This window comes from Amnibacterium flavum (genome assembly GCF_003097495.1).
In the GTDB taxonomy this organism is placed as follows: Bacteria; Actinomycetota; Actinomycetes; order Actinomycetales; family Microbacteriaceae; genus Naasia; species Naasia flava.
In genome coordinates, this window is sequence record NZ_QEOP01000003.1 from 20,881 (window position 1) to 32,825 (window position 11,945).

13 protein-coding genes are annotated in these 11,945 nt (G+C 69.1%); 2 read left to right on the forward strand and 11 right to left on the reverse strand.

Annotation, left to right across the window (positions count from 1 at the left end; genetic code table 11):
* Positions 1-15: 15 nt before the first annotated feature.
* From DDQ50_RS14375 to DDQ50_RS14400, 6 genes are all read right to left on the reverse strand, one after another.
* A complete protein-coding gene (locus tag DDQ50_RS14375) occupies positions 16-774 on the reverse strand; it encodes an SseB family protein (RefSeq protein WP_240614439.1) in 759 nt (252 codons plus the stop codon).
* A gap of 10 nt (positions 775-784) precedes the next feature.
* Positions 785-1,531, reverse strand: coding sequence for a bifunctional 1-(5-phosphoribosyl)-5-((5-phosphoribosylamino)methylideneamino)imidazole-4-carboxamide isomerase/phosphoribosylanthranilate isomerase PriA (priA, locus tag DDQ50_RS14380; protein WP_116757493.1), 747 nt, complete (start codon positions 1,529-1,531; stop codon positions 785-787).
* A gap of 108 nt (positions 1,532-1,639) precedes the next feature.
* The gene (gene hisH, locus DDQ50_RS14385; protein ID WP_116757494.1) at positions 1,640-2,272 is read right to left on the reverse strand and encodes an imidazole glycerol phosphate synthase subunit HisH; all 633 of its coding nucleotides are present in this window, start codon (positions 2,270-2,272) and stop codon (positions 1,640-1,642) included.
* Positions 2,269-2,892: an imidazoleglycerol-phosphate dehydratase HisB gene (gene hisB / locus DDQ50_RS14390; protein ID WP_116757495.1), complete on the reverse strand. Its 624-nt coding sequence runs from the start codon at positions 2,890-2,892 to the stop codon at positions 2,269-2,271. Before hisB ends, hisH begins: the two co-directional genes overlap by 4 nt.
* Before the next feature lie 9 nt (positions 2,893-2,901).
* A complete protein-coding gene (locus tag DDQ50_RS14395) occupies positions 2,902-3,996 on the reverse strand; it encodes a histidinol-phosphate transaminase (RefSeq protein WP_116757496.1) in 1,095 nt (364 codons plus the stop codon).
* A 50-nt stretch (positions 3,997-4,046) separates the two neighbouring features.
* On the reverse strand, positions 4,047-4,409 hold the full coding sequence (locus tag DDQ50_RS14400; RefSeq protein WP_165829840.1) for a LysM peptidoglycan-binding domain-containing protein: 363 nt from the start codon (positions 4,407-4,409) through the stop codon (positions 4,047-4,049).
* Positions 4,410-4,691: 282 nt separating this feature from the next.
* Here DDQ50_RS14400 and lexA point away from each other — a divergent pair, with 282 nt between their 5' ends.
* Entirely contained in the window at positions 4,692-5,363 is a 672-nt protein-coding gene (gene lexA / locus DDQ50_RS14405; protein ID WP_116757497.1) for a transcriptional repressor LexA, read from the forward strand.
* A 77-nt stretch (positions 5,364-5,440) separates the two neighbouring features.
* Here the strand turns inward: lexA and hflX are convergent, their stop codons facing one another.
* Complete coding sequence (gene hflX / locus DDQ50_RS14410; RefSeq protein WP_116757498.1) at positions 5,441-6,940, reverse strand: GTPase HflX; 1,500 nt, start codon at positions 6,938-6,940, stop codon at positions 5,441-5,443.
* A gap of 67 nt (positions 6,941-7,007) precedes the next feature.
* On the opposite strand from hflX, the gene DDQ50_RS14415 reads away from it, so the two are divergent.
* Positions 7,008-7,622, forward strand: a complete 615-nt coding sequence (locus DDQ50_RS14415) for a class I SAM-dependent methyltransferase (protein WP_116757499.1) — start codon at positions 7,008-7,010, stop codon at positions 7,620-7,622.
* Between the two features lie 25 nt (positions 7,623-7,647).
* Here the strand turns inward: DDQ50_RS14415 and dapF are convergent, their stop codons facing one another.
* Genes dapF through DDQ50_RS14435 form a run of 4 tightly spaced genes read right to left on the reverse strand, consistent with a single transcriptional unit; the run spans position 7,648 to position 11,944 of the window.
* Positions 7,648-8,523 (reverse strand): diaminopimelate epimerase, encoded by an 876-nt coding sequence (dapF, locus tag DDQ50_RS14420; RefSeq protein ID WP_116757500.1) that lies wholly within the window; start codon positions 8,521-8,523, stop codon positions 7,648-7,650.
* The gene (gene miaA / locus DDQ50_RS14425) at positions 8,520-9,467 is read right to left on the reverse strand and encodes a tRNA (adenosine(37)-N6)-dimethylallyltransferase MiaA (RefSeq protein WP_116757501.1); all 948 of its coding nucleotides are present in this window, start codon (positions 9,465-9,467) and stop codon (positions 8,520-8,522) included. Before miaA ends, dapF begins: the two co-directional genes overlap by 4 nt.
* Positions 9,464-10,996, reverse strand: a complete 1,533-nt coding sequence (gene miaB / locus DDQ50_RS14430) for a tRNA (N6-isopentenyl adenosine(37)-C2)-methylthiotransferase MiaB (RefSeq protein WP_116757502.1) — start codon at positions 10,994-10,996, stop codon at positions 9,464-9,466. The genes miaA and miaB overlap by 4 nt, the downstream gene beginning before the upstream one ends.
* A 45-nt stretch (positions 10,997-11,041) precedes the next feature.
* Positions 11,042-11,944, reverse strand: coding sequence for a regulatory protein RecX (locus DDQ50_RS14435; RefSeq protein ID WP_116757503.1), 903 nt, complete (start codon positions 11,942-11,944; stop codon positions 11,042-11,044).
* Between the last annotated feature and the right edge of the window lies 1 nt (position 11,945).

Below are 11,945 nucleotides of genomic sequence, written 5' to 3' on the forward strand. Positions count from 1 at the left end.
CGGAGCACGCCGGGCTCAGGACAGCGAGACCTGCAGCGAGTCGACGCGGTCGGCGATCGTCGGGTCGCCTCCCCAGCGCTCGGAGAGTCGCGCGAGCAGGGCGTCGACGCCGGCGCGATCGAGTCCAGGAGTCAGCTGCAGCCGAACCTTGAGCTCGGCGCCGCGCAGTCGCGCCTCGGGATCGCCCGGAACCAGGTCGACGGCGGTCACCTCGGCCTCGGTGAGGGTCGTGGCCGCGAACGCCGAAATCACATCGGGGTCGCCCCAGGGCTGGCGCCAGGCATCCCCCGTCGCGAGCGAGCGGACCGCGGTGCGGCGCAGCGCGAACTCCGTGGGCGACAGCGGATCGAGGATCACGAGATCCGTTCCCTCGGACGCGGCGGCCAGCGCGACACGCTCAGCCTCGACCGGCACCGGACGCGCCTTCGGATTCCACTGCGACAGCGCGGTCACCGAGGTGAAGGCAGGGAGCACTGCCCTGCCGTCAGGCCCGGAGACGGTGACGATCGCGAGGTCGGCGCTCTTATCGACGAGCACTCCGTGCGGGCCCGGGACCGCTTCGCCGAGCATCGCGAGCATCGGCACCAGAAGGCGGGATCCTCGGAGCGCCTCGACGACCTCGATCTCGGACACCTCGCCCGAGCGGAACCTGCGGATCGCCTCGACCAGGCGCTCGGGCGCCGAACCGTCGTCACCCGCGTACGGCGTCGGCTCGAAATGCCGACCCTCCCACGGCTGACCTGCGGAGTCGGAGCGGCGGTCGTGCTCTGTCACGCCCGGGCGCTCATCGTCCGGCGACGTCGAGAGCCTCGGCCAGCGTGAAGTTGCCCGCGTACAGGGCCTTGCCGACGATGGCGCCCTCGAGGCCCTGCGGGACCAGCTCGCGGAGCGCGGCGATGTCATCGAGGCTCGACACCCCGCCGGACGCGATCACCGGCCGCTCGGTGCGGTCCATGATCTGCTGCAGCAGTTCGATGTTCGGTCCGCGGAGCGTGCCGTCCTTGGTCACGTCCGTGACGACGTAGCGCGCGCAGCCTGCGTCCTCGAGGCGGTCGAGCACCGCCCACAGGTCGCCGCCCTCCTGGGTCCAGCCGCGCGCTGCAAGGGTGGTGCCGCGAACGTCGAGCCCGACCGCGACCGCTTCGCCGTACTGGGCGATCACATTCGCCGCCCATTCAGGATTCTCGAGAGCCGCGGTGCCGAGGTTGATGCGCTTCGCACCCGATTCGAGCGCGGCCTCGAGTGACGCGTCGTCGCGGATGCCGCCGGACAGCTCCACGCTCACACCGCGCGATGCGCGGATGACGCGACGCAGCACGCCGGTGTTGTTGCCGCGGCCGAAAGCGGCATCGAGATCGACGAGGTGGACCCACTCGGCGCCCTGACGCACCCAGTCCGCTGCGGCATCGACCGGATCGCCGTAGTTGGTCTCGGATCCGAGTGCGCCCTGGACGAGACGCACGGCCTTGCCGTCCGCGACATCGACGGCGGGAAGCAGCGTGAGCTTCGGGGTCTTCATGAACTCGCTCATGCGGTGATGACGTTCCTCGGTTCGGGTGGCGGTGGAGATCGGCAGGGCCGGTGTCGGCAAAGCGGGAACGAGCTTAGCCCGCAGTGCGGAACCGAGCCGAACCGCTCGTCAGAGCGAGTGGATCCAGTTCTCGAGCAGCTTGATGCCCGCCTTGCCCGACTTCTCGGGGTGGAACTGGGTGGCGGAGAGCGGACCGTTCTCGACGGCTGCCACGAACGGCTCGCCGTGGGTCGCCCAGGTGACGGACGGCTCGCGGTGCGGACGCTGGACGTCGAGGGTCCATTCACGGGCGCCGAATGAGTGCACGAAGTAGAAGCGCTCCTCGTGGAGGCCCTCGAACAGCACCGAATCCTTGGGGGCGTCGATGGTGTTCCAGCCGACATGCGGGAGCACCGGGGCCCGGAGGAGGTCGACCACGCCGGGCCATTCGCCGAGCCCGTCGACGCCCTCGCCTCGCTCGATACCGCGGTCGAACATGACCTGCATGCCCACGCAGATGCCGAGGACGGGCCGCCCACCGGCGAGACGCCGATCGATGAGTTCGCCACCGCGGGCTCCTTCGAGCGCCGCCATCACCGCGGCGAATGCGCCGACACCGGGGACGAGGAGACCATCGGCCTCCTGCGCCCGTGCGCGATCACCGGTCAGTTCGACGTCGGCTCCGGCCGCCTCGAGCGCCTTGACGACCGAGTGGACGTTACCGCTGCCGTAGTCGAAGACGACGACCGAGGGCTTCGTCACAGCGCGCCCTTGGTGGAGGGGACGCCGACGACGGCGGCGTCGTAGGCCTTGGCGAAGCGGAACGCACGAGCGAAAGCCTTGAACTCGGCCTCGGCGATGTGGTGTGCGTCGCGGCCGCGAAGCACGTCGACGTGAACCGTCAGAGCCGCCGCGAAAGTCACGGCCTCGAAGAAGTGCCGCACCATCGAGCCGGTGAAGTGACCGCCGATCAGGTGGAACTGGAACCCGTCGGGCTCACCGTCGTGCACGAGGAACGGCCGGCCGGAGATGTCGACGACTGCGCGCGCGAGAGCTTCGTCGAGAGGGACCGTCGCGTCGCCGAACCGGGCGATGCCGGTCTTGTCGCCGAGGGCCTGCTTGATGGCGGTGCCGAGCACGATGCCCGTGTCCTCGACGGTGTGGTGGACATCGATGTGGATGTCGCCTGTGGCGCGCACCGTGAGATCGGTCAGCGAGTGCTTGGCGAACGCCGTCAGCATGTGGTCGAAGAACGGGACGCTCGTCGAGATGTCGGACGTGCCCGTTCCGTCGAGGTCGAGGGACAGCTCGATGGACGATTCGCTCGTCTCACGCGCGATCCGCGCGGCGCGCGCGCCCGACTCGGTACCTGCTGAAGTCATGATGCCAGTCTAGTTTTGCGCGGGGAGGGCGCCGTCAGTCCCCGAAAGGGCGGCGAGGAAGGCCGTCGTCTCGGCCTCGGTGCCCGCACTGACGCGGAGGCTGTTGGGGATGCCGAGATCGCGGATGAGGACGTCCTGGTCGAGGAGGTCCTGCCAGGTCCTGTGCGGATCGGCGACTCCCGCGAAGAGCACGAAGTTCGCCTGGCTGGGCCACGGCGAGTAGCCGAGCCTCGGCAGTTCGACGAGCAGCCGATCGCGCTGGGCCTTGATGTCGTCGACCATCGCGAGCATCTCGGTGGCGTGGCCGAGCGCCGCGATGGCGGCTGCCTGGGTGATCGCGGACAGGTGGTACGGAAGCCGGACGAGGCGCAGCGCATCGGTCACGGCGGGGTCGGCGGCGAGGTAGCCGACACGAGCGCCCGCGAAGGCGAAGGCCTTGCTCATGGTGCGCGAGACGACGAGGCGGGGGCGCCCTTCGAGGAGGGTGAGAGCGCTCGGCGTGCCGGTCGGCATGAACTCGGCGTACGCCTCGTCGACGAAGACGATGCCGTCGGTCGCGTCGTAGGCGGCCTCGATCGTCTCGAGCGACATGCCCGTGCCCGTCGGGTTGTTCGGTGCGCAGAGGAAGACGAGGTCGGTGCGGGTCCGCTCGATCTCGCGCACGACGGTCTCGGGCGAGATCTCGAAGCCCGGGTCGCGGGCACCCTCGACCCACTGGGTGCCGGTCGCCGCCGAGAGGATCGAGTGCATCGAGTAGGTGGGAGGGAAGCCGAGGACACTTCGCCCGGGGCCGCCGAACGCCTGAAGCACGTGCTGCGTCACTTCGTTCGACCCGTTGGCCGCCCAGATGTTCTCGGCGGTCAGATCGTGACCGAGGTACCCGGCGAGACGCTCGCGGAGATCGGTGAACTCACGATCGGGGTACCGGTGGATGGTGAGGATCGCCTCGGCGACGCCTCGCACGATGTCATGCGCCACGTCTTCGGGGATGCCGTGGCTGTTCTCGTTGACGTTGAGGGCAACCTTCACCTTGCGCTGCGGCGCACCGTACGGGGTCAGCCCTCGGAGGTCATCGCGGATGGGTAGGTCGTCGAGCGAAGTCACCGATCGATTCTAGAACCGGGCCGCTGGCCGGGCCGTCCGCGGGACCCTGCTCAGTTCGAGTAAGCAGCGGGAATGGCGAGCGACTGACCGGGTGAGACGGCAGACGCCTCGAGACCGTTGAGGCGCTCGATGTCGGCGATGACGTCGCGCGGGTCGGCCTGCGGTGCGACGCGCTCGGCGACGGCCCACAGCGACTCGCCGTCGGCGACGGTCACGTAGGCGAAGTCGTCGGCACCCGATTCGAGCGATGCGGTCGCCGGAGCCGAGGACAGCGCGAACGACCCGATCAGCAGAGCGGCCGGGACGGTGATGAGGGTCGTGAGAACGATGCGACCACGACGCGTGATGCGGAGCGGTGCCGCGGCGGCGCCGGAGTCGAAGCGGTGGGGGAAGGCGGGGGCCATGGTGCTCATGTCGGTCTCTTCTCAGTCTCTCTGGGCTTCATTCGAACCCACGGGTGAAGACGTGTTCCGAATGTATCTTCGAATCTCGAACACGTCAACCGCTGAGACTTCGCACCTTCTGCGCCGATCATTCGAAGACACGCTCGAACGGTCATTGCTGTCGGCACCCGTCACCGGATACAGTTTCCATGTTCGAGAGAATCGAATCATCAGCCTCCGACATCGGGTCCGGGAGCGTTCCGACGCCCGGTTCGATCGCGAGGTTCCGGGGGAGATACGTAAGGAGCACCAGTGGCCACCGAGAGCACCGGCACACGTCGGCGGAAGAGTCTGAGCGACAAGCAGCTCGCCATCCTCGAGATGATCCAGCGCTCCGTCGCCGGCCGTGGATACCCGCCGAGCATGCGCGAGATCGGCGACGCCGTCGGACTGTCCTCGCTCTCAAGTGTCACGCATCAGCTCAATCAGCTCGAACTCTCGGGCTATCTGCGCCGCGACCCCAACCGGCCCCGGGCACTCGAGATCCTGATCGATCTCCCCGCCAACGACACCCACTCGCCGAGCGAGACGCAGTCAGCCCCTGTCGGCGACGCCGCGATGGTGCCTCTCGTCGGCCGCATCGCGGCTGGTATCCCGATCACCGCGGAACAGCAGGTCGAGGAGGTCTTCCCGCTCCCCCGGCAGCTCGTCGGCAAGGGCGAGCTCTTCATGCTCAAGGTCGTCGGTGAATCGATGATCGACGCCGCCATCTGCGACGGCGACTGGGTGGTCATCCGTTCTCAGAGCACCGCGGACAACGGCGATATCGTCGCGGCGATGCTCGATGAGGAAGCGACCGTCAAGGTGTTCAAGCAGCGCGACGGCCACACCTGGCTGCTCCCCCGCAACTCGGCGTTCGAGCCGATCCTCGGCGACCACGCCCAGGTTCTCGGTGTCGTCACAGCGGTGCTGCGCTCGGTCTGACCCGTTCCCTCGGTCCGCCCGGGCGGCGAATCGAAGATCGACCTGACGGATCAGGCCGATCTTCCGTCGCCGGCTTCTCAGATGAGGAAGGGCTCCAGCGCGGCGCGGTCCTCGGACCCGACGAGCGCGTGGAGAAGAGTGCCGCCCTCCTCGTACGTCGTCTCGAGCATCTGCCCGCGCTCGTGCACGAGTGCCACGAGGTCTCCGCGGTTGAACGGCACGAGCGCCCTCACCTCGTGACGGGGTCGCGGCAGCAGCTCCGAGATCCGCTCGAGCAGCTCGTCGATGCCTTCGCCGGTGCGAGCCGAGACGAACACCGCAGAAGGCTCGAGCCCGCGCAGGACCAGACGCTCGTCGGGGCTCGCGAGATCGCTCTTGTTGAAGACGACGAGTTCGGGGATGCCGCGCGCACCGACCTCGCCCACGACGTTGCGCACGGTGCTCAGCTGCGCGCCGGGGTCGGGATGCGATGCGTCGACGACGTGCACCAGCACGTCGGCGTCAGCGGTCTCCTCGAGCGTCGAGCGGAACGCCTCGACGAGCTGGTGCGGAAGGTTGCGCACGAACCCGACGGTGTCGGCGAGGGTGAAAGAGCGCCCGTCGCCCGTCTCGTACTTGCGGACGGTCGAGTCGAGGGTCGCGAACAGGGCGTTCTCGACCAGCACGCCGGCCCGCGTGATGCGGTTCAGCAGGCTCGACTTGCCCGCGTTGGTGTAGCCGACGATCGCGACCGACGGCACCTCGTTGCGCTTGCGGTTCGCGCGCTTCGCATCGCGGGCGGGTTTCATGGCGACGATCTGCTTACGCAGCTTCGACATGCGGGTGTGGATGCGGCGACGATCGAGCTCGATCTTCGTCTCACCGGGACCTCGCGACCCCATGCCGGCACCCGCGCCACCCACCTGGCCACCGGCCTGGCGGGACATCGAGTCACCCCAACCGCGAAGACGGGGAAGCAGGTACTCGAGCTGAGCGAGCTCGACCTGCGCCTTGCCCTCCCGGCTCTTGGCGTGCTGGCTGAAGATGTCGAGGATGACCGCGGTGCGGTCGATGACCTTGACCTTGACGATGTCCTCGAGGGCACGACGCTGGCTCGGGGCGAGCTCGCTGTCGGCGATGACGGTGTCGGCACCGAGCACCTTCACCGTGTCGCGCAGCTCCTCGGCCTTGCCGCGACCGAAGTACGTGCTGGGGTCGGGATTCGGTCGCCGCTGTAGCAGGCCGTCGAGAACCTGGGCGCCAGCGGTCTCGGCGAGAGCGGCGAGCTCGCGCATCGAGTTCTCGGCGTCGGTCATGTTGCCCTGCGAGTACACGCCGATCAGGACGACGCGTTCGAGCCGCAGCTGGCGGTACTCGACCTCGGTGACATCCTCGAGTTCGGTCGACAGACCGGCGACGCGACGCAGCGCCTGCCGGTCCGCGAGGTCGAACTGATCTCCGTCGTGAGCAGGGGTCGGGGTGAGCACGCTGCCGCGTGCCGGGAAGATGGCGTAGTCAGAGGAACGGCGTTCCGCCGCCTCGAGCACGCGCGCGACCACGTCGGCCTGCACCTCAGGTACCTCGGGTCGTTCATTCATGGGCGATAACACTATCTCCTGGATTCCGCTAAGTTTCCTCTATGTTCTGGTCGGTGAGGCAGCCCCGATGAGTGCAGATCACTACTTCTCCGCCGACCCGGGGAGCGAGCTGCGGCCGCGCCGCATTCCGGTCACCCTCGCCGGTCGCGAGTTCGAACTGACGACCGCGGGCGGGGTGTTCAGCCCCGATCACCTCGACTGGGGCACGAGCGTTCTCCTGTCCCACGTTCCGCCACCGCCACCGGGTGGTGATCTTCTCGATCTCGGTTGCGGATGGGGTCCGATCGGATTGTCACTCGCCCTCGAGTCGCCTCGCGCCACCGTGTGGGCAGTCGACGTCAACGAACGGGCGCTGGATCTGACGCGGAGGAACGCGTCAGAACTGTCTCTCGATAATGTCAACGCCGTTCACCCCTCGGATGTTCCCGAGGACATCAGCTTCCGCGTGATCTGGTCGAACCCGCCCATCCGCGTCGGCAAGGCAGAGCTGCACTCGATCCTCACGACCTGGCTGCCGAGACTCGCACCGGGCGGCGACGCCTGGCTGGTCGTTCAGAAGAACCTGGGGTCGGACTCACTGCAGCGCTGGCTCGAAGCCACGCTCACCGACGAGTTCACCGTCACCCGCGAGGCCACCAACCGGGGCTTCCGCGTCCTCCGCGTCCGCCGCAAGGGAGCCTGAGCGGGTTCCCTCCGAGCGGGTCGACTCAGAGTTCGGCCGAACCCGAGAACACCAGCTCGGCCGGACCGCTCAGGGCGACGTGCTCGCCCTCCTCGGTCGGGAACATACGCACCCGGAGCACCCCGCCGGGCACTTCGACCCGCCAGAGGTCCGGAGCACCGGCACCCGCCCAGTAGCGCGTTGCGAGGGCCGCCGCAGCTGCGCCGGTTCCGCAGCTGAGGGTCTCGCCCACGCCTCGCTCGTGGACTCGCATGCTGATGCGCCCGATGCCGTCGGCGATGAGCGGATCGGCGGGGAGCACGAGCTCGACGTTCACGCCGTCGATCGGCTCGGGGTCGACGACGGGGATGTAGGCCAGGTCGGCGTTCGCGAGTTCGCCCTCGTCGGCGACGGCGAGGACGACATGCGGGTTGGGCACGGTGATGCCGAGACCCGGTCGTGCAACGGGAAGGCTCTTGACGTGGACGAGCGGCTCCCCGCCCTCCAGATTCCAGCGGCCGAGGTCGACGGAGAAACCGTCGCCCGCGCGCTGGACGTCGCGCACTCCCCCACGGGTGCCGATCGCGATCGTGTCGCCGTCGGCGAGTTCGGCGAGGCCCTCTTCGAGGAGGAATCGGGTGAAGACCCGGATGCCGTTGCCGCACATCTCGGCCAGGCTGCCGTCGGCGTTGCGGTAGTCCATGAACCACTCCGCATCCGGGGTCTCCTCGAGTGCGGCAGCCCCCGCGGCGATGCTGCGCGATCGGACGGCGCGGAGGACACCGTCGGCGCCCACTCCGAAGTGACGGTCGCAGAGGGCGACCACCTGACTGGGGGTGAGGTCGTGCTCCCCGTCGGGGTCGGCGACGAGCACGAAGTCGTTTCCCGTGCCATGCCCCTTGGTGAAGGAAACGGTGGTCATGCTCCGAGTTTAGGTGCGAGCAGGTCGAGCGCTTCCCGCAGCGGTTCGCCCGCCGTGATGTCGATCCGGTGCGCGTCGCGGTAGCGGCCGAACCAGGATCGCTGTCGGCGGAGGTAGCGCCAGGTGAGCGCCGTCGTCTCGGTCACGGCATCGTCGACGCTCACGCCCTGCTCGAGGACGGCGATGGCCTGGGCGTAGCCGATGGCGCGGGAGGCGGTCGGGCCAGCGGCCAGCCCCTTCGGAAGCAGTGCTCGGACCTCGTCGAGGAGCCCCCCGTCGAACATCGCCTGGGCGCGGCCGGCCAGACGCTGCTTCAGTTCGGGTCGCCCTGCCAGCGGGACGTCGAGCAGGACCACCTCGGTCGGGGTCCAGAACGCCGCACCCTCGGGGAGGGTGGCGCTGTAGGGCCTGCCCGTGAGTTCGATGACCTCGAGCGCCCGGACGGCTCGGCGCCCGTTCGCCGGGTCGATGGCGTCTGCCGCTGCCGGGTCGGCCTCCGCCAATCTCCGCCAGATCGCGGCAGCGCCGTCGGCTTCGAGCTCGCGCTCGAGCCGGCCGCGGACGCCCTCGTCGGTGCCGGGGAACTGGAAGTCGTGGATGAGGGCGGAGATGTAGAGTCCGGACCCCCCGACGAGGATCGGGACGGCGCCTCGGGCACGGATCGATTCGACCGCCCGGCGGGCCCGACTCTGGTAGTCGGCGACGGTCGAGACCTCATCGACCTCGAGCACGTCGAAAAGGTGGTGCGGGATGCCCCGTCTCTCGTCCGGGGAGAGCTTCGCCGTGCCGATGTCCATGCCCCGGTAGAGCTGCATGGCGTCGGCGTTGACGATCTCCACCGCCGTCCCCCGTCCGGCGAGCGAGTCGGCGAGGTCGAGCGACAGAGCGCTCTTCCCGGTGCCGGTCGGACCGGCGATGACGATGAGCGGTACCGCTGCGTTCACCGTCCGATGCGCAACGTGGGCAGACCGAGGGAGACCACGCGCGGCGCTCCCTGCTCGGCCGGCGCCGCCGACGGCACGGCGCAGGAGTCGGCCTCGGCTCGGTCCCAGGCGTCGCCGGCACGGGTGGGCGTGATGCGCAGCGGTGAACCCGAGGGGTCGTCGGCGAGCAGGTGGAACGGTGCCGCCTGCGTGACGACGGCGTGAACGAGGTCGCCGGGACGCGGCACGGGCGAGTGCTGGGGGACTTCGAAGTGGACGAGACGGTTGTCGCGGGCGCGGCCGCTCATACGGTGGGTCGCCCCGTCTTTCCGGCCTTCGCCGGACGCGACCAGCACCTCGACCCCGCGACCCACCTGGGCGCGGTTCTCCTGCCAGGAGATGCGGTCCTGCAGTTCGGCGAGGCGCTCGTAACGCTCTTGGACGACCTGCTTGGGGATCTGGTCGGGCATGGTCGCAGCGGGCGTACCGGGACGGATGGAGTACTGGAAGGTGAATGCCGAGGCGAACCGCGACTGCTCGACCACACGCAGGGTGTCCTCGAAGTCCTCCTCGGTCTCGCCGGGGAATCCGACGATGATGTCGGTGCTGATCGCCGCGTCGGGGATGCGGTGCCGCACGCGATCGAGGATGCCGAGGAAGCGCTCGGAGCGGTAGGACCGGCGCATGGCTTTGAGGACCCGGTCGGACCCGGACTGGAGCGGCATGTGGAGCTGCGGCATCACGCTGGGCGTCTCCGCCATCGCGTCGATGACATCGTCGGTGAACGCCGCGGGGTGCGGGCTGGTGAACCGGATGCGTTGGAGACCCTCGATCCGCCCCGCGGCGCGCAGCAGCTTCGCGAACGCCTGGCGATCGCCGAACTCGACGCCGTAGGAGTTGACGTTCTGGCCGAGGAGGGTGACCTCGATGGCCCCGTCGGCCACGAGCGCCTCGATCTCGGCGAGCACGTCGCCGGGTCGGCGGTCCTTCTCCTTGCCGCGCAGGCTCGGAACGATGCAGAAGGTGCAGGTGTTGTTGCAGCCGACCGAGATCGAGACCCAGCCGCTGTAGGTGGAGTCGCGTTTTGTCGGGAGGGTCGAGGGGAAGACCTCGAGCGATTCGAGGATCTCGAGCTCGGCCGCCCCGTTGTGGCGCGCACGCTCGAGCAGGCTCGGGAGGGAGCCCATGTTGTGGGTGCCGAAGACGACGTCGACCCACGGCGCCTTCTCGAGGATGACGTTCTTGTCCTTCTGGGCGAGACAGCCGCCGACGGCGATCTGCATGCCCTCGCGACCGCGTTTGACCGACGCGAGCTGACCGAGGTTGCCGTAGAGCTTGTTGTCGGCGTTCTCGCGGACCGCGCAGGTGTTGATGACCACGACATCCGCGTCGTCACCCTCGGCGGGCACATATCCTGCGGCCTCGAGTGATCCGCTGAGTCGCTCGGAGTCGTGCACATTCATCTGGCACCCGTAGGTGCGGACGATGTAGGTGCGGGGCGTCAGCGCGTCCGGCGACGGCGCTGCCGAACGATCGTCGAGAAGAGTCATGATCCGGTCAGTGTAAAGGCCCCCGCGCAGATGCCACGAGGCGACTCAGTTGCCGCCGGCGAGCCGTTCGGTGGCTCGGGCGACGGCAGCTCGCACGAGGTCCCCGGAGAATCCGCGGCGGGCCAGCAGCGCCGACAGGCGGCGCTCGGCGGTGCGGGCGTCGAGATCGGAGGACGACGACATCTTGCGATAGGCGATCTCGGCGGCCCGTTCGAGTTCGAGCTCGGTGTCGATGTCGTCGAGGGCACCGAGGTAGTCGTCGGGTGAGATGCCCCGCCGCCGGAGCTCGCCGGTGACGACGGAACGCCCCTTGCCCTTGCGTTCGAACTCGACCCGCACGATCTCCTCGGCGAGCCGCGCATCGTCGAGGTAGCGGGCGCCGAGGAGACGCTCGATCTCGGTCTCGATCGCATCGGCCGGGTAGCCGATGGAGCTCAGCTTGTCGCGCATCTCTGACACCGACAGCCCGCGCCGCGCCAGCGCCCGCGTGCTCGCCTCCTCGATGGAGAGGCGGGGGCCGCTGTCGACGGACGGAGAGTCATCGGACCGGATGTCACCGGATCCCGCACCGATGGCCGGGTCCGCTACCGCCCACCGACTGCGGGCAGCGGCGGCCGCCTGGCTGATGCGGGGGAACGCCGGGGTGTCGGGATCGGTTCCGTCCTCGACGAACCAGCCCGCGCCATCATCGACGGGAGCAGCGTCGCCGCCGGGAACGGACGGCGACGGTTCGGGGGCGTTGCGGCGGCGGGAAGCCGCGATGATCTCCTCCGCCGCGGCTCGAACCTCGGCCAGCCGCTCCTCGGAGCGGTCAGCGACGGGCGGGGCCGGATCAGCAGGCGGCGTCGGGGACGACGACGCAGCGACCTGGGCTCGCGCCCGTCGACCACCGAAGAGGTCGATGACGGGGGCGAGCTGGGAGTCCTCTGCGCCGTCGTCGTGCCGCAAG

Bases quoted from the DNA above. Each gene is read 5' to 3' on its own strand.
- priA (WP_116757493.1), bottom strand. From the start codon at position 1,531: ATGAGCGAGTTCATGAAGACCCCGAAGCTCACGCTGCTTCCCGCCGTC.
- hisB (WP_116757495.1), bottom strand. From the start codon at position 2,892: ATGACTTCAGCAGGTACCGAGTCGGGCGCGCGCGCCGCGCGGATCGCG.
- DDQ50_RS14400 (WP_165829840.1), bottom strand. From the start codon at position 4,409: ATGAGCACCATGGCCCCCGCCTTCCCCCACCGCTTCGACTCCGGCGCC.
- hflX (WP_116757498.1), bottom strand. From the start codon at position 6,940: ATGAATGAACGACCCGAGGTACCTGAGGTGCAGGCCGACGTGGTCGCG.
- DDQ50_RS14415 (WP_116757499.1), top strand. From the start codon at position 7,008: ATGAGTGCAGATCACTACTTCTCCGCCGACCCGGGGAGCGAGCTGCGG.
- dapF (WP_116757500.1), bottom strand. From the start codon at position 8,523: ATGACCACCGTTTCCTTCACCAAGGGGCATGGCACGGGAAACGACTTC.
- miaB (WP_116757502.1), bottom strand. From the start codon at position 10,996: ATGACTCTTCTCGACGATCGTTCGGCAGCGCCGTCGCCGGACGCGCTG.